Annotated in this window: 18 protein-coding genes, 2 tRNA genes and 1 pseudogene; 16 read left to right on the top strand and 5 right to left on the bottom strand. The window is 70.3% G+C overall.

Going from position 1 to position 19,695, the window contains the following annotated elements; all coding sequences use genetic code 11:
- The first annotated feature begins 11 nt into the window (after positions 1-11).
- The 9 genes and pseudogenes from gnd (at position 12) to AB0K14_RS01115 (ending at position 10,068) form a co-directional block, all read left to right on the top strand.
- Positions 12-926 carry a phosphogluconate dehydrogenase (NAD(+)-dependent, decarboxylating) gene (gene gnd / locus AB0K14_RS01075; protein ID WP_360448563.1) on the top strand — a complete coding sequence of 305 codons (915 nt, stop codon included), beginning with the start codon at positions 12-14 and terminating at the stop codon, positions 924-926.
- Positions 927-930: 4 nt separating this feature from the next.
- Entirely contained in the window at positions 931-2,046 is a 1,116-nt protein-coding gene (gene recF / locus AB0K14_RS01080; RefSeq protein WP_360448560.1) for a DNA replication/repair protein RecF, read from the top strand.
- 118 nt (positions 2,047-2,164) lie between these two features.
- Positions 2,165-2,665 carry a DciA family protein gene (locus AB0K14_RS01085; RefSeq protein ID WP_360448558.1) on the top strand — a complete coding sequence of 167 codons (501 nt, stop codon included), beginning with the start codon at positions 2,165-2,167 and terminating at the stop codon, positions 2,663-2,665.
- 235 nt (positions 2,666-2,900) lie between these two features.
- Complete coding sequence (gene gyrB, locus AB0K14_RS01090) at positions 2,901-4,871, top strand: DNA topoisomerase (ATP-hydrolyzing) subunit B (protein WP_360448555.1); 1,971 nt, start codon at positions 2,901-2,903, stop codon at positions 4,869-4,871.
- A 33-nt stretch (positions 4,872-4,904) separates the two neighbouring features.
- Positions 4,905-8,786 carry an intein-containing DNA gyrase subunit A gene (gene gyrA, locus AB0K14_RS01095; RefSeq protein WP_360448552.1) on the top strand — a complete coding sequence of 1,294 codons (3,882 nt, stop codon included), beginning with the start codon at positions 4,905-4,907 and terminating at the stop codon, positions 8,784-8,786.
- Positions 8,787-8,812: 26 nt separating this feature from the next.
- On the top strand, positions 8,813-9,670 hold the full coding sequence (locus tag AB0K14_RS01100; RefSeq protein WP_360448550.1) for a DUF3566 domain-containing protein: 858 nt from the start codon (positions 8,813-8,815) through the stop codon (positions 9,668-9,670).
- Positions 9,671-9,733: 63 nt separating this feature from the next.
- Positions 9,734-9,807: transfer RNA gene (locus AB0K14_RS01105), tRNA-Ile, on the top strand.
- 35 nt (positions 9,808-9,842) lie between these two features.
- Positions 9,843-9,959, top strand: a pseudogene (locus AB0K14_RS01110) (DLW-39 family protein); the annotation flags it as partial.
- A 36-nt stretch (positions 9,960-9,995) separates the two neighbouring features.
- Positions 9,996-10,068, top strand: a tRNA-Ala gene (locus tag AB0K14_RS01115).
- Between the two features lie 339 nt (positions 10,069-10,407).
- Here AB0K14_RS01115 and AB0K14_RS01120 read toward each other — a convergent pair.
- On the bottom strand, positions 10,408-10,824 hold the full coding sequence (locus AB0K14_RS01120; protein ID WP_360448547.1) for a DoxX family protein: 417 nt from the start codon (positions 10,822-10,824) through the stop codon (positions 10,408-10,410).
- Positions 10,825-10,950: 126 nt separating this feature from the next.
- Here AB0K14_RS01120 and AB0K14_RS01125 point away from each other — a divergent pair, with 126 nt between their 5' ends.
- On the top strand, positions 10,951-11,505 hold the full coding sequence (locus AB0K14_RS01125) for a DUF2020 domain-containing protein (RefSeq protein WP_360448545.1): 555 nt from the start codon (positions 10,951-10,953) through the stop codon (positions 11,503-11,505).
- Between the two features lie 57 nt (positions 11,506-11,562).
- Here AB0K14_RS01125 and AB0K14_RS01130 read toward each other — a convergent pair whose 3' ends face one another.
- The gene (locus AB0K14_RS01130; protein ID WP_364337046.1) at positions 11,563-12,171 is read right to left on the bottom strand and encodes a hypothetical protein; all 609 of its coding nucleotides are present in this window, start codon (positions 12,169-12,171) and stop codon (positions 11,563-11,565) included.
- Positions 12,172-12,265: 94 nt separating this feature from the next.
- On the opposite strand from AB0K14_RS01130, the gene AB0K14_RS01135 reads away from it, so the two are divergent.
- Genes AB0K14_RS01135 through AB0K14_RS01145 form a run of 3 tightly spaced genes read left to right on the top strand, consistent with a single transcriptional unit; the run spans position 12,266 to position 14,427 of the window.
- Positions 12,266-12,814, top strand: coding sequence for a peptidylprolyl isomerase (locus AB0K14_RS01135; protein ID WP_360448540.1), 549 nt, complete (start codon positions 12,266-12,268; stop codon positions 12,812-12,814).
- Complete coding sequence (locus tag AB0K14_RS01140) at positions 12,815-13,699, top strand: rhomboid family intramembrane serine protease (protein ID WP_360448537.1); 885 nt, start codon at positions 12,815-12,817, stop codon at positions 13,697-13,699.
- Positions 13,700-13,701: 2 nt separating this feature from the next.
- Positions 13,702-14,427: an MBL fold metallo-hydrolase gene (locus AB0K14_RS01145; protein WP_360448535.1), complete on the top strand. Its 726-nt coding sequence runs from the start codon at positions 13,702-13,704 to the stop codon at positions 14,425-14,427.
- An 8-nt stretch (positions 14,428-14,435) separates the two neighbouring features.
- On the opposite strand, the gene AB0K14_RS01150 is transcribed toward AB0K14_RS01145, so the two are convergent.
- Together AB0K14_RS01150 and crgA are read right to left on the bottom strand one after the other, a co-directional pair.
- A complete protein-coding gene (locus tag AB0K14_RS01150) occupies positions 14,436-14,849 on the bottom strand; it encodes a PH domain-containing protein (protein ID WP_360448533.1) in 414 nt (137 codons plus the stop codon).
- A gap of 216 nt (positions 14,850-15,065) precedes the next feature.
- Complete coding sequence (crgA, locus tag AB0K14_RS01155) at positions 15,066-15,332, bottom strand: cell division protein CrgA (RefSeq protein WP_053714567.1); 267 nt, start codon at positions 15,330-15,332, stop codon at positions 15,066-15,068.
- Positions 15,333-15,931: 599 nt separating this feature from the next.
- Here crgA and AB0K14_RS01160 point away from each other — a divergent pair.
- Both AB0K14_RS01160 and AB0K14_RS01165 read left to right on the top strand, forming a co-directional pair.
- Positions 15,932-17,467 carry a class E sortase gene (locus AB0K14_RS01160; RefSeq protein WP_360448530.1) on the top strand — a complete coding sequence of 512 codons (1,536 nt, stop codon included), beginning with the start codon at positions 15,932-15,934 and terminating at the stop codon, positions 17,465-17,467.
- Positions 17,467-17,625: a hypothetical protein gene (locus AB0K14_RS01165; RefSeq protein ID WP_170185175.1), complete on the top strand. Its 159-nt coding sequence runs from the start codon at positions 17,467-17,469 to the stop codon at positions 17,623-17,625. The genes AB0K14_RS01160 and AB0K14_RS01165 overlap by 1 nt, the downstream gene beginning before the upstream one ends.
- Positions 17,626-17,628: 3 nt before the next feature.
- On the opposite strand, the gene AB0K14_RS01170 is transcribed toward AB0K14_RS01165, so the two are convergent.
- Positions 17,629-18,984, bottom strand: a complete 1,356-nt coding sequence (locus tag AB0K14_RS01170; protein WP_360448526.1) for an FAD-dependent oxidoreductase — start codon at positions 18,982-18,984, stop codon at positions 17,629-17,631.
- Between the two features lie 65 nt (positions 18,985-19,049).
- Between AB0K14_RS01170 and AB0K14_RS01175 the strand changes: the two genes are divergently transcribed.
- Entirely contained in the window at positions 19,050-19,694 is a 645-nt protein-coding gene (locus AB0K14_RS01175; protein WP_360448523.1) for an aminodeoxychorismate/anthranilate synthase component II, read from the top strand.
- The last annotated feature ends 1 nt before the right edge of the window (position 19,695 follow it).

Below are 19,695 nucleotides of genomic sequence, written 5' to 3' on the forward strand. Positions count from 1 at the left end.
AGGGAACGACCGTGCAGCTCGGACTCGTCGGCCTCGGCAAGATGGGCTTCAACATGCGCGAGCGGATCCGCCGCGCGGGGCACGAGGTGGTCGGCTACGACCGCAACCCCGAAGTCACCGACGCCGACTCGCTCGCCGACATGGTCGGCAAGCTCGACGCACCGCGCCTGGTGTGGGTGATGGTGCCCGCCGGCGACATCACCCGGCAGACCGTCGCCGAACTCGGCGACCTGCTGGAGCCCGGCGACCTCGTGATCGACGGCGGCAACTCGCGCTTCACCGATGACGAGATCAACGCCAAGGCGTTGGGCGACAAGGGCATCGGCTACGTCGACGCCGGCGTGTCCGGTGGCGTGTGGGGCCTGGAGAACGGCTACGGGCTCATGGTCGGCGGTGACGCCGAGCACGTCGAGCGCGCCATGCCGATCTTCGACGCGCTGCGCCCGGAGGGTCCGCGCGAGGAGGGCTTCGCGCACGCGGGCTCCGTCGGCGCCGGCCACTTCGCCAAGATGGTGCACAACGGCATCGAGTACGGCCTGATGCAGGCCTACGCCGAGGGCTTCGAACTGCTGGAGGCCTCGAAGCTGGTGGAGAACGTGCCCGCCACGATCAAGGCCTGGCAGCGGGGCACCGTGGTCCGCTCGTGGCTGCTGGACCTGCTGGTGCGCGCGCTGGACTCGGACCCGGAGCTGGACGACCTGCGCGGTCACGTCGAGGACTCCGGCGAGGGCCGGTGGACCGTCGAGGAGGCGATCAAGCACGCGGTGCCCGCGCCGGTGATCTCCGCCGCGCTGTTCGCCCGGTTCGCGTCCCGGCAGGACGACTCGCCCGCGATGCGCGCGGTCGCCGCGCTGCGCAACCAGTTCGGCGGGCACGCCGTGCAGGCCGCGGGTCCTTCGTCCGGTTCCGGCAGCACGCAGAGCTGACGAGTTGTACGTCCGGCACCTGCAAGTCACCGACTTCAGGTCGTGGGAGCACGCGGACCTGGTGTTCGAGCCGGGCGTGAGCGTGCTGGTCGGGCGCAACGGCCAGGGCAAGACGAACCTGGTCGAGGCGCTGGGGTACGTGGCCACCCTCGGTTCGCACCGGGTGGCCACGGACGCCCCGCTGGTCCGGCACGGCGCCGCGCGCGCGGTGGTCCGCACGGCGGTGGTCAACGAGGGGCGCGAGCTGCTGGTCGAGCTGGAGATCACGCCGGGCAAGGCGAACCGGGCGCGGATCAACCGCGGCCCGGTGCCGCGCCCGCGTGACGTGCTGGGCATCCTGCGCACGGTGCTGTTCGCGCCGGAGGACCTGGCGCTCGTGCGCGGCGACCCCGGTGAGCGCCGGCGATTCCTGGACGAGCTGCTGACCACGCGCGCGCCGCGCTACGCCGGGGTGCGCAGCGACTACGAGCGCGTGCTCAAGCAGCGGGGCGCGTTGCTCAAGAGCGTGCGCGCGTCGCGCAACGCCGACATCAGCACGCTCGACGTCTGGGACGGGCACCTGGCCCGGCACGGCGCCGAGCTGCTGGCCGCGCGGCTGGACCTGGTCGCGGACATCGCGCCGCACGTGGCCGCGGCGTACGCGGAGGTGGCGCCGGAGTCCCGACCCGCGCGGATCGCGTACCGGTCGAGCCTCGGCGAGGCGTTCCCGGAAACGCACGACCGCGACGAGCTCGAAGACGCGTTGCTCGCCGAGATGCACCGGGTGCGCGGGCAGGAGGTCGAGCGGGGCGTGTGCCTGGTCGGACCGCACCGCGACGACCTCGACCTGGCGTTGGGCGACCTGCCCGCGAAGGGCTACGCCAGTCACGGAGAGTCGTGGTCCTTCGCGTTGGCGCTGCGCCTCGGCGGGTACGAGCTGCTGCGTGTCGAAGGGGCGGAACCGGTCCTCGTGCTGGACGATGTGTTCGCCGAACTCGACCGCGGCAGGCGTCGCCAGCTGGCGAAGGTGGCGGCCGGCGCGGAGCAGGTGTTGATCACGGCGGCGGTCGTGGAGGACGTGCCCGAGGAGTTGGACGGGCTGCGGTTCGACGTTCGCCACGGGGAGGTGCACCGTGTCTGACGAGTTGCCCCGAACGGGTGTGACCCGACGCACATCTGGGGACAACCCTGTGGATGGTGTGGATAACTCGGTCCCAGAACCGGACATATCCACAGTCGACGCGACACGAGAGGGTGGTTTGCGGGGATCGGACCTCGCCCGCGCCGCCCTCGAAGCCGCCCGTGCCTCCGCCAAGGCACGCGGTGCGCGGGGTGCGCGCAAGGGTGCCGGGGCTCCCACCGGCCGTCGTCGGCGACGCCGCTGGTCCGGCCCCGGTCCGGACGACCGCGACCCGCAACCGCTGGGCAGGCTGGCGTCCAGGCTCGCCGCCGACCGCGGCTGGGCGGAGCGGTTGGCCGGTGGCCAGGTGTTCGCCCGGTGGCCGAAGCTGGTCGGTGAGGACGTGGCCGAGCACGCGCAGCCGGTTGCGCTCAGTGACGGCGAGTTGACCGTCCAGGCCGACTCCACGGCCTGGGCCACGCAGCTGCGGCTGCTCCAGCGCGACCTGCTCAAGCGGATCGCGGCGGGTGTCGGCAACGGCGTCGTGCAGAAGTTGAAGGTGCAGGGCCCGGCGGCCCCGAGCTGGCGTTACGGCCCCAGGCACGCTCCGGGCCGCGGACCACGTGACACCTACGGGTGACGAGCGTCAGGGCCGCAGCGGCGATCCTGTGGCGCGGTGAGCGCTCACCAGTCGATTTTGACCCCGCGAGCGGCGGTCGGCACCCGGCGGCGTTCACTTCGGGCCGCCTGTGAGCAAACCAGGGGTGTCCTAAGTGGGTTTCTGTCGGTCTGCCCCGGTAGAATCGAGGGGAGCGCAACCCAGCGTCGCCCGGCGACGGAACCAGTCGCGTGAAGTCCGAGGAGACACCAGGCCCGTGGCAGCCAAGAAGAATGAGTACAACGCGTCCTCGATCACCGTCCTGGAGGGCCTGGAAGCGGTCCGCAAGCGGCCAGGCATGTACATCGGTTCCACCGGCGAGCGCGGTCTGCACCACCTGATCCAGGAGGTCGTGGACAACTCGGTCGACGAGGCCATGGCGGGCTACGCGACGGTGGTCGACGTGACGCTGCTGGCCAACGGGGGCGTCCGGGTCATCGACGACGGCCGCGGCATCCCGATCGGCATGCACCCGGTCGAGAAGCGGCCCACGCTCGAAGTGGTGCTGACCAAGCTGCACGCGGGTGGCAAGTTCGACAGCGACTCCTACGCGGTGTCCGGCGGTCTGCACGGCGTCGGCATCTCCGTGGTGAACGCGCTGTCGACCGCCGTCGACGTCGAGGTCAAGACCGAGGGTTTCACGTGGAACCAGCGGTTCGAGAACACCAAGCCCGCGCACGAGCTGACCAAGGGCGAGCCGACCGACGAGACCGGCACGACCATCACGTTCTGGGCCGATCCGACGATCTTCGAGACTACCGAGTACAACATCGAGACGATCTCCCGCCGCCTGCAGGAGATGGCGTTCCTCAACAAGGGCCTCACGATCATCCTGCGCGACGAGCGCATCCAGGAAGGCGACGAGGAGGCCGACGCCGAGGGCCACGTGGCGGCCGTGCGCGAGCGCACCTTCCACTACCCGGGTGGCCTGGAGGACTTCGTCCGCCACATCAACCACACCCGTGAGGCCGTCCACCAGAAGGTCGTCTCGTTCGAGGCCAAGGGCGAAGACCTCGAGGTCGAGGTGGCGATGCAGTGGAACACCGGCTACACGCCGTCGGTGTACACCTTCGCCAACACGATCAACACCCACGAGGGCGGCACCCACGAAGAGGGCTTCCGCGCCGCGCTGACCCGCGTGGTCAACGAGTACGCGCGCGAGAAGAAGCTGCTCAAGGAGAAGGACACCAACCTCACCGGCGACGACATCCGCGAGGGCCTGGCCGCCATCGTCTCGGTCAAGCTCAAGGAGCCCCAGTTCGAGGGGCAGACCAAGACCAAGCTGGGCAACAGCGAGGCCAAGTCGTTCGTGCAGAAGTCGACCAACGAGCACCTGGCCGACTGGTTCGAGCGCCACCCGAACGAGTCGAAGACGATCGTCACCAAGGCGGTGTCGTCGGCGCAGGCCCGCATCGCCGCCCGCAAGGCCCGTGAGCTGGTGCGCCGCAAGGGCGCCCTCGACATCGGCGGCCTGCCGGGCAAGCTCAAGGACTGCCGCTCCACCAACCCGGAGGAGTGCGAGATCTACGTCGTGGAGGGCGACTCCGCGGGCGGCTCGGCCAAGGAGGGCCGCGACTCCATGTTCCAGGCGATCCTGCCGATCCGCGGCAAGATCATCAACGTGGAGAAGGCGCGCATCGACCGCGTGCTGAAGAACAACGAGGTCCAGTCGCTGATCACCGCGTTCGGCACGGGCATCCACGAGGACTTCGACCTCGCCAAGCTGCGCTACCACAAGATCGTGCTGATGGCCGACGCCGACGTGGACGGCCAGCACATCCGCACCCTGCTGCTCACCCTGCTGTTCCGCTTCATGCGCCCGCTCATCGAGCACGGCCACGTGTACCTGGCGAACCCGCCGCTCTACAAGATCAAGTGGCAGCGGGCCGAGCCGGAGTACGCCTACTCCGACCGCGAGCGCGACGGCATCATCCAGGCCGGTCTCGCCGCGGGCAAGAAGATCGGCAAGGACGACAACATCCAGCGCTACAAGGGCCTCGGCGAGATGAACTCCTCCGAGCTGTGGGAGACGACGATGGACCCGGCCAACCGGGTGCTGACGCAGGTGACCATGGACGACGCCGCGACGGCCGACGAGCTGTTCAGCGTGCTCATGGGCGAGGACGTGGAAGCCCGCCGCGCGTTCATCACCCGCAACGCCAAGGGCGTGCGGTTCCTCGACGTCTGATCTCTCCCCGGCCCCTGTTAAGGAAGTAGAACTGTGAGCGAGACGACGCTGCCCCCGGTCGGTGGAGACCGCACCGAGCCGCGCGACATCCAGCAGGAGATGCAGAACTCGTACATCGACTACGCGATGAGCGTGATCGTGGGACGAGCGCTGCCCGACGTGCGCGACGGCCTCAAGCCCGTGCACGTCCGCGTGCTGTACTCGATGTTCGACTCGGGCTTCCGCCCGGAACGCAGCTACAACAAGTGCGCCCGCGTGGTCGGCGACGTGATGGGCAACTACCACCCGCACGGCGACTCGGCCATCTACGACGCACTGGTCCGCCTCGCCCAGCCGTGGTCGCAGCGCTACCCGCTGATCGACGGCCAGGGCAACTTCGGCTCCCCGGGCAACGACCCGGCAGCGGCCATGAGGTACTGCTCCGTTCCGGAAACCCGGATTCGCCTAGCAGACGGCTCCTCGCCGCGGATCGGCGACCTCGTGCCGGACGCCAAGCCGAACAGCGACAACCCGATCGACCTCAAGGTGCTCGACCGCAACGGCAACCCGGTGCGCGCCGACATGCTGTTCCACTCCGGCGAGCATCCCACGCTGAAGCTGCGAACCAAGAACGGCTACGAGCTGACCGGCACGCACAACCACCCGGTGCTGTGCCTGGTCAACGTGCTCGGCGTGCCCACCTTGCTGTGGAAGCTGCTGGAGGAGATCCAGCCGGGCGACCGCGTGGTCATGCAGCGCACGCCGCAGGACGGCGGTGATCTGCCGGAGATCGGGCACTACTCGTCCGCGATCCTGGCCGGCGCCTTCGTCAGCGAGGGCTTCGTGTCCGAGAACCGTGCAGGCTTCAACAACGTCGATGCCGAGTACTTCCAGCGCGTGGTCGAAGCCTATGACGACGCGGTCGGCGGTCCGCGCTACGTGTACTCGCGCACCATCAAGTCCGGGTCCGTCCTCCACGAGCTCGACGTGCAGGACATGACCCAGCTCCGGGTCAGCGTGCTCGGTGGGATGGTGGGGCAGCGCAGCGCCGCCAAGCGCGTGCCGGAGTTCGTCTGGGCGGCCGGTGAGGTGGTCAAGCGGGCGTTCCTGTCCTCGCTGTTCACCGGTGACGGCTCCGCCTCGGCCCTGCCGCGCAACACCGTGCAGGTCTCGTACTCCACGCGCAGCGCCCAGCTCGCCCGCGAGGTCCAGCAGCTCCTGCTGGAGTTCGGCGTGGTCAGCACGCTGGTGAACTACGAGAACGGTGAGATCAAGGTCGTCATCACCAACCGGCGTGACGCGCGCCTGTTCGCCCGCAACGTGGGCTTCCTGGGCGCGAAGCAGGACAAGCTGAACGCGATCCTCGACGCCGTCCCACTGGCGAGCAGGTCGATGAGCAGCGACCACGTGCCGTTCGTGGGTGACTACGTCCGGGCACACGGGGCGACCCGGTGGACCGAGCGTGACTGGCTGCGGCGGCACAACGTGGACCGTGTCGAGCGGTGGGAGCGCGACTACGACGAGATCACCGCGCGGATCACCAACCGCGAGGTGCTGGATGTGGTCGAGCCGCTGGTCGACGGCCGGTTCTACTACGCGTCGGTCGAGTCGGTCACCGACGCGGGTGTCCGGCCGGTGTTCAGCCTGCGAGTGGACACCGAGGACCACGCGTTCATCACCGACGGCTTCGTCAGCCACAACACCGAGTGCCGGTTGACCCCGTTGGCCATGCAGATGCTGGCCGACATCGAGGAAGACACGGTCGACTTCCGGGACAACTACGACGGCCGCATCCAGGAGCCGACGGTCCTGCCGTCGCGCGTGCCGAACCTGCTGATCAACGGCAGCTCGGGCATCGCGGTCGGCATGGCGACCAACATCCCGCCGCACAACCTGCGCGAGGTCGCGGAGGGTGTGGTGTGGGCGCTGGACAACTGGGAGGCGTCCGACGAGGAGACCCTCGAGGCGATGATCGCCCGGATCAAGGGTCCGGACTTCCCGACGCACGGCCAGATCCTGGGCACCGCGGGCATCGAGGACGCCTACCGAACCGGCCGCGGCTCGGTGAAGATGCGCGCGGTCGTGGAGATCGACGAGGACGCCAAGGGCCGCACGATCCTGGTCGTCACCGAACTGCCCTACCAGGTGAACCCGGACAACCTGGTGGAGACCATCGCCACCCTGGTCCGCGACCAGAAGCTCACCGGCATCGCGAACATCGCCGACGAGTCGAACCGCCGCTCGGGCATGCGCATCGTGGTCACGCTCAAGCGTGACGCGGTGGCCAAGGTCGTGCTGAACAACCTCTACAAGCACACCCAGCTGCAGTACTCGTTCGGCGTGAACATGCTGTCGCTGGTCGACGGCGTGCCGCGCACGTTGCGCCTGGACCAGATGATCCGGCACTACGTGAAGCACCAGATCGAGGTCATCGTCCGGCGCACGCGCTTCCGGCTGCGCAAGGCCGAGGAGCGCGCCCACGTCCTGCGCGGCCTGGTCAAGGCGCTCGACCAGCTCGACGCGGTGATCGCGCTGATCCGCCGGTCTGAGACGCCCGAGGTGGCGCGCACGGGCCTGATGGAGCTGCTCGACGTCGACGAGATCCAGGCCAACGCGGTCCTGGAGATGCAGCTGCGCCGCCTGGCGGCCCTGGAGCGGCAGAAGATCGTCGACCAGTTGGCCGAGATCGAGCTGGAGATCGCCGACTACAAGGACATCCTCGCCAAGCCGGAGCGGCAGCGCGCGATCGTGCGTGAAGAGCTGATGGCGATCGTGGACAAGCACGGTGACGACCGGCGCACCCGGATCGTGCCGTTCGACGGCGACGTGTCGATGGAAGACCTGATCGCGGTCGAGGACGTCGTCGTCACGATCACCCGGACGGGTTACGCGAAGCGCACGAAGACCGACCTGTACCGCTCGCAGAAGCGCGGCGGCAAGGGTGTGCAGGGCGCGCAGCTCAAGCAGGACGACATCGTGCAGCACTTCTTCGTGTGCTCCACGCACGACTGGATCCTGTTCTTCACCAACAAGGGGCGGGTGTACCGGGCGAAGGCGTACGAGCTGCCCGAGGCCAACCGCAACGCGCGTGGCCAGCACGTGGCGAACCTCCTGGCGTTCCAGCCGGAGGAGGAGATCGCCCAGGTCATCCAGATCAAGAACTACGGGGTCGCGCCGTACCTGGTGCTCGCCACCAAGAAGGGCCTGGTCAAGAAGTCGAAGCTGTCCGACTTCGACTCCAACCGGGCCGGCGGCCTGATCGGCATCAACCTGCGCGACGACGACGAGCTGGTCGGCGCGGTGCTGTGCTCGGCGGAGGACGACCTCCAGCTGATCTCGGCCGACGGCCAGTCGATCCGGTTCCACGCCAGCGACGAGGCGTTGCGCCCGATGGGCCGGGCCACGTCCGGTGTGCTGGGCATGCGGTTCAACGCCGGTGACGAGCTGCTCTCGATGGGTGTCGTCCAGGAGGGGCTGTTTGTTTTGGTGGCCACCGACGGTGGGTACGCCAAGCGCACGCCGATCGAGGACTACCCCGTCCAGGGTCGTGGTGGCAAGGGTGTGCTCACCATCCAGCACGACCGCAGGCGTGGCAGGCTGGTCGGCGCGCTCATCGTCGACGTCGACGACGAGCTGTACGCGATCACCTCCTCGGGCGGGGTCATCCGGACCAGCGCCAAGGAGGTGCGCAAGGCAGGGCGGCAGACGAAGGGCGTCCGGTTGATGAACCTCGGTGAAGGGACCACCCTGATCGCGGTGGCACGCAACGCCGACGAGCCCGTGGACGTCACCACTGGTGACGGCGGTGTGGTTGTCGACTCCGCCGACGAGAGCTCGACCGTCGGCACCGCCGACGGAAGTCTGATTGTCGACTCCGCCGACGGAAGTCGGATCGTCGACTCCGCCGACGGTGGCCAGGCCGAGCCTGCCAACTAGCGCGAACGAGAGGTTGAGGACAGCTCGTGACTCCACCCGAGAAGCCAGAGGACAAGACCGCGGTGATCACCCGGCCAGGCGCCGAGCCGACCGCGGCGGCCGGCGCCACGGCCGCTGGCGCCGAGAAGCCGGCGGTCGACGCCTCGGGGGCGTCCGAGCAGCCCGAGACGCCCGCGACCGGCGCGACGGCGGCCGACGGCAAGACCGAGAAGGTCGACCGGTCGGCCGTCGACCAGGACAGCCACGCCGCCGCGCCGCCGCCGTGGCAGCGGGTCACCAGTGAGACGCAGTACGGCGAGGCGCAGCAGGTCGGTCCGGCCGACCTGATGTCCGCGCCGGAGCAGCCGACGGTCGAGGCGTCGCAGCCGGCGTACCCGGTCAGCGACCCGGACACGGTGGCGGTGGCCCGGCCCGTGCCGGCGGGCGCGGGCGCGGCGGGTTCGGCCCGCACCCAGGTGAGCCTGGGCGGCGCGCCCGGCCGCCCGGCCGCCTCGGCGCCGTCGGCCCGCCGTCCGGGGCGTGGACCGCGCCGGGCGAGCCTGCAGGTGAAGCGGGTCGACCCGTGGTCGGTGCTCAAGCTCGCCCTGGTGCTGAGCGTGGCGCTGTTCTTCGTGTGGCTGGTGGCGGTCGGCGTGCTGTACGGCGTGCTGAACGGCATGGGCGTGTGGGACAAGATCAACCACACCGCGAACGACCTGCTGCAGGGCAACGAGGCCAGCGGTGACCCGCTGATCAGCGCCGGTCGCGTGTTCGGCGTGGCGGCGATCGTGGGCGCGGTGAACATCGTGCTGTTCACCGCTCTGGCGACGGTCGGGTCGTTCGTCTACAACGTCTCCGCTGATCTTGCGGGTGGCCTGGAAGTGACCTTGTCCGAGCGCGAGTGATCTAGATCCACCCGATTTGGGGCCGCGACGGCAGGTGCTGTAGTCTTGCCGTCGTTGCCCCGAGGGCCTATAGCTCAGACGGTTAGAGCGCTTCGCTGATAACGAAGAGGTCGGAGGTTCGAGTCCTCCTAGGCCCACCGGAAGTTCACAGGTGTTGCAGAGGGGAATCGCCGTGAAGAAGATCATCGCACTTGTCGCAGTAGCCGGTGCGGTTCTGTTCTTCGTCAAGCGCAACCGCTCGGCCAAGGCCGACGCGGACCTGTGGCGCGAGGCCACTGCTCCCACCGACTGACCCGCGAGGGCGGTTCGCCTGCCGCTCCCGCTCGGGGACGTAGCTCAATTGGCAGAGCACCGCCTTTGCAAGGCGGGGGTTAGGGGTTCGATTCCCCTCGTCTCCATCCGCTCGCTCCGGGCGAGGTGTGTTCGCGGAATGCGCGAACCACCTCGCTCGTAGTGTTTGTGGGGGTGCGACCCCCACGCCCCGCCCGGGAGGCTTCGCCCCCGGACCCCCTTCGGGGACTGCGTCCCCGGGCTCGCGTGGATCGCCGCCGTTGGTGGCTCGGGCGGATCGTCAGGTTGGGTCGTTGGGGCGCGAAAGTTTCGGGTTTCGTGTTTACTGGTTGGGCTACCCCAGGGACATCTCATGGGTGGGTCCTGCGGGTTGCGTTCGCGGTAGGGCAACAAGGTGAGGGCCCGCACCCAATGCCGCTGGGTGCGGGCCCTCGTTTTGCCCGCTGCTATGCGTTGACGAGCACCTGTTCCCGTTTGCGTGCGGCGATCACCTTGTCCACGGCCCAAGCTCCCGGGCCGGTGAACGCCAACAGCAGGAACACCCACGCGTACACCGCGGCCAGCTCGCCCTTGTTCTGGATGGGCAGGAGCCCGGCGGGCTGGTGGACGACGAAGTACGCGTAGGCCATCGCACCGGACGAGATCAGCGCGGCGATCCGGGTACCGAGGCCGATGACGATCAACGCGCCACCGACGAACTCGATCAGTCCGGCTGGGCCGGACGGCCAGTCGGTGATCGACACGGCACCCTTGGAGCCCAGCACGCCGAACAACTTCTGCGCGCCGTGGCACATGAACAGCACGCCGACGACGATCCGGAACACAGCGATGGCATGGTCTCGGCCGCGGTCAAAGATGTTCATCTTGACTCAGTCCTCACATTGCAGGGGCGGCCGGCAGGGTAAGACAACCGTAATGTGAATGACGATGCGTGCCTAGGTGGTCACGGTGTCGATTCGCTGTGACGCATCTGATTGACTGGCGCTCCTATGAACCGAGTGCTGCTCACCGCCCTGCCATCCCTGCTGGTCCTCGGTGTGTTGGCCGCTTGTGGCGCCGCCGAGCCCGCTTCGGCGCCCACCACCGGGACCACCACCAGCGCAGCGGCGACGACTACGACGACCACGCCCGCCGGGCCGCCGCCCGTGCCGGCGCCCACCGCCGACGGCCAGTGCCCCTACCTGGCCTCTTCCGTCGTGCAGGAGGCGAACGGGCAGTTGGTGCGGAAGGTTCGGCTGTCCGCAGACCAACCCGATCCGGCCTGCTTCTTCTACGCCGACGCCACCGACGTGCAGCTGTCCGTGTGGGTCTTCCACGGTGAGCCGGCGACCGCGAAGGCGGTGGTGGACCGGGCCGCGCCGGTCGCCGACTCCAGCCCCGCGTCCGCGCCGGCCGGGTGGAACGGCGGTTCGCTGACCACCGGCACCGGTGCGGTGTACGCCGTGGCCAAGGGCGGCGACGCGGTGGTCGTGACCAGCAACCAGAAGCAGACGATCAAGGCGCGCAGGATCGCCGAGACGGTGGTCGGCAACCTCGGTCTGTGAGACGGCACGACTTCGCGCCCGCCCCCTCGGGGGACGGGCGCGAAGTGCTTCTTCCGGTCAGCTGCGGCTGTGCTGGTCGGAGACCTGGCCGTTGCGGGCCGCGTGCGGGCGCACCGACTCGGGGGTGGCACCGGTGGTGGTGGTCTCGGACGTGGGCTGCACGTCCTCCTCCTCCAGGTGCACCTCCTGCGGCCGCTTGGTCAGGGCGATGTACCCCGCCACCGCGGCGGCGGCGAACACGCCCAACACCCAGGGCCAGCGACGACGCGGCGGGCGCTTGGCCGCGGCCAGCTCCTTGCGCGCCTGCTTCGCGGCCTTGCGCACGTCCTTCGCGCGCAGCTTGGCCTCCTTGCGCGCCCGCTCGGTGGCCTTCGCGACCTCCTTGCGGACGCCCTCGGCCCTCTTCGCGAGCTGCTTGCGACCGCGCCTGGTGGACTTCTCGTACGCTTCGGCCTTCTCCACCAGCACGCCCGCCTTGTCGGCGACGACACCGCGGATGTAGTCCTTGGTCACGCCGCGCTCGGCGAGCTTGCCCTCGGCGCGCTCCGCGAGTTGAACGGCGGCGTCCGCACCGACGTGACCAGCACGGACGGCACCGCGGCGAACGCTACGCACCGCCTTGCCGACCGACTCCCCGGCCCGGGTCATGGCGTCTACCTCATCCATATCGCGCTCCAGAAGCTGTCGGTCAGTCACGTCCAGGCAATACCCATCGTGCCCCTTCCCCAACCACATCGCCCGGTGATGGCACGATGGGTGTGTGGCAGACAGCAACGAATCGTTCGTCGGGTCCAAGGTGACGGCGACCCTGCACACCTCGCAGGGCGACATCCGCATCAACCTCTTCCCCGACCACGCCCCCAAGACGGTGGCCAACTTCGTCGGCCTGGCCGAGGGCACGAAGGACTACTCCGACCCCAACGCGAAGGGTGAGTCGTCCGGCCCGTTCTACGACGGCTCGGTCTTCCACCGCGTGATCGCGGGCTTCATGCTCCAGGGCGGTGACCCGACCGGCACCGGGCGCGGCGGCCCGGGCTACAAGTTCGCCGACGAGTTCCACCCGGAGCTCCAGTTCAACAAGCCCTACCTGCTGGCGATGGCGAACGCCGGGCCCAACAGCAACGGCTCGCAGTTCTTCATCACGGTCGCGCCGACCACGTGGCTGAACTTCAAGCACACGATCTTCGGCGAGGTCGCGGACCAGGACTCGCGCAACGTGGTGGACGCGATCGGCGCCGCGCCGACCGGCGCCGGCGACCGCCCGGTCACCGACGTGGTGATCGAGAAGGTCTCGGTGGAGCGGGCCTGAGTGGCCGACTCGCCGATCTCCCCGCCGCCCGGTGAGCCGATCGGGGCGCGTCCGGACCTGCCGGTCTGCACGCGCCACCCCGATCGGGCCACCGGGCTGCGGTGCGTCCGCTGCGACCGGCCGGCGTGTCCGGAGTGCCTGCGCGAGGCGTCCGTCGGCTACCAGTGCGTCGACTGCGTGAACGAGGGCCGGGCCGCCGTGCGCCGGCCGCGCACGTTCGTCGGCGCGGAACTCACCCAGCGCATGGTGGTCACGCCGGTGCTGATCGCGCTGAACGTGCTGATGTTCGTGATCACCGCCGCGCAGGCGGGCAGCGTGGCGGGCAACCAGCGGTCGGCGCTGTTCGAGGCCTTCGTCATGTACACGCCGTCGGTGGCCTGGGACGGCGAGTGGTGGCGGCTGGTGACGTCGGGGTTCCTGCACTTCGGGCTCCTGCACCTGGCGCTGAACATGATCGCGCTGTACGTGCTGGGCCGTGACCTGGAACCGGTGTTCGGCAGGCTGCGGTTCGCCGCGGTGTACGGGGTGTCGCTGCTCGGCGGCGGCCTCGCGGTCTACGTGTTCGGCGGCATCAACACGATCGTCGCGGGCGCGTCCGGCGCGGTGTACGGCCTGATGGGCGCGATGCTGGTGGCGGTGCTGCGGCTCAAGCTCAACCCCGGCCCGGCGCTGGGTGTGATCGGCTTGAACGTCGTGCTCAGCTTCACCCTGCCGGGTGTCTCGCTGCTCGGGCACATCGGCGGGCTGGTGGTCGGCGCGCTGCTGACGGCCGGGCTGGTCTACGCGCCGAGCGCGAAGCGGAACAACTGGCAGGCGGCGGCCGTGGTGGGTGCGGTCGTGGTGCTGGTGGTGCTGGCGTTCGTGCGGACCGGTCAGCTGGTCTGACCGTGCGGCTCACCGTCCTGGGTGGTGTCGGCGCGTGGCCCACCGCCGACCAGCCGTGCAGCGGCTACCTCGTGGAACACGACGGGTTCACCCTCCTGGTGGACCCGGGTTACGCGACCTTCCCCGCGTTGCAGGCCCTGGTGCCCGCTTCGGCGGTGGACGCGGTGCTGGTGAGCCACGGGCACCCGGACCACTGCGCCGACCTCAACCCGTTGCTGCGCGCCCGCGCGCTCGGACCGCCCGCTCCCGTGCTGCCGCTGCACGCGCCGGCAGGCGCGCTGGACCGCGTGCTGGCGCTGGACCAGGTGCCGCTGGACCGCGCGTTCTCGGTGCACGTGGTCGAGCGGTCGTTCCGGGTGGGGCCGTTCCGGGTGGACACCTGGGACCTGCCGCACTTCGTGCCGAACGCCGGTCTGCGGCTGACCGCCGGCGGGCGCGTCATCGCCTACACGGGTGACAGCGGGCCGAGTCCGGCGCTGGTGGACCTCGCCCGGGACGCCGACGTGTTCCTGGCCGAGGCCACGTTCGCCCGGCAGGTGCTGCCCGCAGACAACGCGCCGTTCCTGTCGACGGCCGAGCAGGCGGGTGCGAACGCCCGCCGGGCCGGGGTGGGCCGGCTCGTGCTGACCCACCTGTGGCCCGGCGCGGACCCGGCCGGGCACCTGGCCGCGGCCGAGCACCCCGGTGACGTGGACGTCGCCGTGCCGGGGCTGGTCGTCGACCTGTAGCGGTGGCGTCAGGGGCGCAGCGCGTGCAGGACGTCCGCCACGTCGCGCGGGTCCGTGCCCAGGTCCATCGGGGTGAACACGAACAGGTGCTCGTCCTCGCCGTGCCGCCAGTCGAGCTCCAGCGTGGCCGTCTCCCGGCCAAGTCGGCGGGTGCGGGCCAGGCGGACCTTCACCTCGTGCCACGGCAGTCGCCGCGCGCCGGACAGGGTGCGCACGGTGAGGCCTGAGTCGTCCACCAGCAGCCTGGGGCGGACAAAAGTGCCGTAGGCGCCCAGGGCGAGCATGAGGAGCGTGGCGAGGCCCAGGAAGACCCGGCTCGTCGGCTCCGAACTGAGGATTGTGACCAGCAGGAACACGGCGGCCAGACCCCAGGCGAGGCCGACCATGCCGGGTTGGGGCGACCAGGTGCGCGGTGGGTTCACGCTTCCGAGTCTGCCGCACTTGTGGACAACTAGAGCCCCCGACCGGGGCTTGTGCAATTTGTCGCAAAGTTGTCCACAGGAGTTGTCCCCATTGGGGATGACTTACACCTGTGTGCTTCGGTGACCGTCCGGTGAACTGCGTGAACGACGGGGGAACGCGAGACGGCCCGGACGTGGTGCACGTCCGGGCCGTCAGCCACTAGGCGTAGTGCGTGGTCAACGCCACTTCATGGTCATCAACAGGCCGACGATCATCAGGGCGAATCCGATGCCGAAGTTCCAGGACCCCAGGTCCATCATGACCGGGACCTTCTCGCCCGCGATGTAGTTGACCACCAGCCACGCCAGCCCCAACAGCATCATGCCGAGCATCACGGCGACGTAGACGGGGTGCGACGGCCCCGCTGCCTTGACCTTCACCGGGGTGCGGCGATCGGCAGGCGCCGTGTAGACGGCCTTCTTGCGGACCTTGGACTTGGGCATGCTGTCCTCGCCTGACGGGTGGATAGGCCTCCAGTGGCGCGAGTTCACGTCCACTGCTGGATGAACACGTTAACGTAACCGAGCAGGTCCCTGAAGCACCGTGTAGGTCTGGAACGTTCGGCTTGGGAGGTTTTCCGGTGAGCTACGACCCGCCCCCGCCGCAAGGCGGCCCGCCGGGCCGACCGCCGCGACCCAGGCCACAGCCGCCCCGGATCCCCGGTGAACCGCCGCTCCCCGGCCACCGCCCGCCCACCCCGCCCGGTGGTTTCACCAGGCCATCGACGCCTCCCGGCGGGTTCGACCCGTCGGTCGGCCGTCCCGGCGGCCCCGACCGACCGCTCACCCCGCCCGGCGGTGTCGACCGCCCGCCGACGCCTCCCGGGGGGTTCGACCGCCCGGTCGGCCGGGCCGGCGGCCCTGATCGGCCCGCGACCCCTCCCGGCGGTTTCAGCCGTCCGGGGGAGTCCCTCCCGCCCCGCCCCGAGACCTTCCCGCCCCCCGCCGGGCCGCCGCCGACCGGCCGCCGGGCACGTCGCGACGACGTCGAACCACCACCGGTCGAGCCACCCGCCGGACGTCGCGCGCGTCGCGACGAGGTCGTGCCGCCCGAGCCGCCGTACGCCGAGCCGGTGTACGTGGAACCGCCCGCCACCGGCCGTCGAGCCCGTCGTGACGACGTCGAGCCACCGGCGGTGGAACCCCCCGCGGGTCGTCGTGCGCGCCGCGAGGACGTCGCGCCGCCCGTCGAGCCGTACGCGGAACCGCCGTACGCGGAGCCGCCGGCCACCGGCCGCCGCGCTCGTCGTGACGTGCCCGCCAGGGCCGTGCCACCGGGGACCGTGCCACCCGTCGGTCGCCGGCCGACCCGCGAGGACGTCGTGCCGCCGCCCGTGCCGACCCACGCCGAGGCGACCTCGTACGTCGACCCGGCGCGGATCGAGCCGCCCGACGGCCGCCGAGCGCCGCGCGACGAGCCCGTCCCTCCCGGCGGGCGTCGCCGTGCGCCCGACGACCCGGCGAACCGGCCCGCGCCCGCCCCGGTTCCGGCCTCGTCCGAGGTGGCCGCACGGCTCGGCGGAGCGCCGCCTCCTCCGCCGAACGCCCGGCGCCCCCGCCCCGCGCCCCCGGAGGCCGACGCCACCCGCTACACCAACGCGTTCTCCGGCAGCCTCCCGCCGCCTCCCGGCGCCCGCCCGCCGGCACCCCCGCGCCGCCCGCGCCCCGTCGACCCGCCCACCGAGGTCATCGCGCCGGTGGACGACTACGACGACCAGTACGACGACTACGACGACGAGTACTACGAGGACGACGACTACTACGACGAGGACGACCAGCCCGCACCGCCGCCGGACAGCACGGCCCGCAAGACGGTCCGCGCCATCGGCGAGCTGCTGATCACGGCCGGTCTGGTCATCCTGCTGTTCGTGGTCTACGAGGTGTACGTCACCGACCTCATCTCCGCGGGCAAGCAGGACGACGCCACCCAGGCGCTGGACGACCAGTGGAACTCGAACACGGTCGAGGCCGACCAGCAGCGGCAGGCGCAGTACGAGCTGCTGGACGGCCAGGCGTTCGCCAAGATGTACATCCCGGTGTTCGGCCCGGACTACAAGTTCTCCGTCGTCGAGGGCACCACCGACAAGGACCTGGAGATCGGCCCCGGCCACTACAAGGGCACCGCGCTGCCGGGCGACCCGGGCAACTTCGCCGTGGCCGGCCACCGCGTCGGCAAGGGCGCGCCGTTCAACGACCTGGACCTGCTGAACTCCTGCGACGCGATCGTGGTGGAGACGCAGACCCAGTGGTTCGTCTACCGGGTGCTGCCGAAGGCGGGCGAGGCCGCGACGTGGGCGGAGAAGCAGGCCGACCCCCGGTGCGCGGAGGTCGCGCCGCTGGGCGCGCCCTACGACAAGGCGGTCGGCCAGTCGATCGTGCTGCCCACCCAGGGCGAGGTGATCGACCCGGTGCCGTACTTCACCGGCGAGGTGCCCGCGGCGCAGCAGCAGAAGTTGATGACGCTGACCACCTGCCACCCGCGGTTCTCCGACAAGCAGCGGCTGATCGTGCACTCGATGCTGACGAAGAGCTACCCCAAGGCCCCCGGCTTCGTGCCCGAAGAGATGAAGGAGCAGTGATGTACGGGTGGATCTGGCGGCACCTCCCCGGCCCGCTGCCCGTGCGCGTCCTGGAGGCGCTGGTGCTCGTGGCCGGGGTGGTGGCGCTGCTGATGTTCGTGGTGTTCCCGTGGGCGGAGCCGAAGCTGCCGTTCAACAACGTGACCACGCCCCAGTAGGCACTACGACCGGCAGATGTCGGTCATCTCCGCGCGGTCGACGACCTTGACCCGGTCGCGGCCGCGGGCGGCGCCGAGGGCGAGCTCGTGCGCGTCCAGCTTCCGCCACCCGTCCACGGTGGTGAACGGCACCGCGCGCTGCTCCAGGAACCGGACCACCGAGTCGGGCGCGCGGCTCGGCGCGACCGGCAGCAGCGGCGCGTCGGCGAGCAGGCTGGTGACGGTCTCCAGCGCGTCGCCCTTGGTGTGGCCGATGAGGCCGACCGGGCCGCGCTTGATCCAACCGGTGACGTAGACGCCGGTCATCGCCTGCTCGTCCAGGTCGAGCACGCGGCCCGCCTGGTGCGGCACGGTGCCGGACGTGTGGTCGAACGGCAGGTCGACCAGGTGCGTGGACAGGTAGCCCACGGCCCGGTACACCGCCTGGACGGGCCAGTCGGTGAACACGCCGGTGCCGCGCACGCCGCCGTCGCCGGTCAGCTCCATCCGCTCGGTGCGCAGGCCGGTGACCTCCGTCGACCCGAGCACCTCCACGGGCGCTTCGAGGAAGTGCAGGTGCAGTCGGCGCGGCCGGTCGCCGACGTCGCGGATCGCCCACTCCTGCAGCGTCCTGACCACCATCTCGACCTGCTTGTTCGACCGGATCGAGGCCATGCTGGCGGCGTCGAAGTCGATGCCCTCCGGGTGCACGACGACCTCGACGTTGGGCGAGTGGTCGAGCTCGCGCAGCTCCAGCGGGGTGAACTTGGCCTGCGCCGGTCCACGCCTGCCGAACACGTGCACGTCGGTGACGGGACTGGCCTCCAGGCCCTCGTGGACGTTGTCCGGGATGTCGGTGCTCAGCAGCTCGTCGGCGGTCTTGGCGAGCACGCGGGCGACGTCGAGCGCGACGTTGCCGACGCCGAGCACGGCGACTTCGCGAGCCCGAAGCGGCCACGTCCGGGGCACGTCGGGGTGGCCGTCGTACCAGGAGACGAACTCGGCCGCGCCGTAGGAGCCGTCGAGGTCGATGCCGGGGATGGGCAGCGGCCGGTCCTTCTCCGCGCCGGTGGAGAAGATCACCGCGTCGTAGAAGTGCCTGAGGTCGTCCAGCTTGAGGTCGACGCCGTACTCGACGTTGCCGAAGAACCTGATCCCCGGCCGGTCCAGCACCCGTTGCAGGGCGTTGACGATGCCTTTGATGCGCGGGTGGTCCGGGGCGACGCCGTACCTGATCAAGCCGTACGGGGCGGGCATCCGCTCGAAGAGGTCGACGCCGACGTCCGTCCCCGACTCGGCCGCGGACTTGGTCAGGATGTCGGCGGCGTAGATGCCGGCGGGGCCGGCGCCGACGACGGCGACGCGCAGGGAACGGGTCATACCTCTAGGTTAGGTGAGCCTAAGCTCACTTCTGGCGAGAGGTTCGTCACGGCTAGGCTGGCGGCATGCGCGTGCTCGTGGTCGACAACTACGACAGCTTCGTCTACAACCTCGTCCAGTACCTGGCCCAGCTCGGGGTCGAGTGCGTGGTGCGGCGCAACGACGCCGTCGAGCTGGACGAGGTCGGCGAGGTCGGTGGCGTCCTCGTCAGCCCGGGCCCCAGCACGCCGGACAAGGCGGGCCGGAGCATGGACGTCATCCGCCACTGCGCGGACCGCGGCGTCCCGGTGTTCGGCGTGTGCCTCGGCCACCAGGCGATCGGCGCGGTGTGGGGCGGCACGGTCGACCTCGCGCCGGAACTGCTGCACGGCAAGACCAGCGTGGTGCACCACAACGGCTCGGGCGTGCTGAAGGGCGTGCCCAGCCCGTTCACCGCGACCCGCTACCACTCCCTGACCGTGCTGCCGGACACCATCCCGGCCGAGTTCGAGGTGACCGGGCGCACCGAGTCCGGCGTGGTGATGGCCATGCGGCACCGCGAGCTGCCGGTGGAGGGCGTCCAGTTCCACCCCGAGTCCGTGCTGACCGAGGGCGGCCACCGGATGTTGGCGAACTGGCTCGAGGTGTGCGGCTTCGAGGTGCCCGAGGGGACCGTGTCGCAGCTGGAGAACGGCATGCGCCAACTCGCCGCGGCGGCCCTGCGGAAGTAGC

The organism is Actinosynnema sp. NPDC050801 (assembly GCF_040673975.1).
GTDB lineage: Bacteria > Actinomycetota > Actinomycetes > Mycobacteriales > Pseudonocardiaceae > Actinosynnema.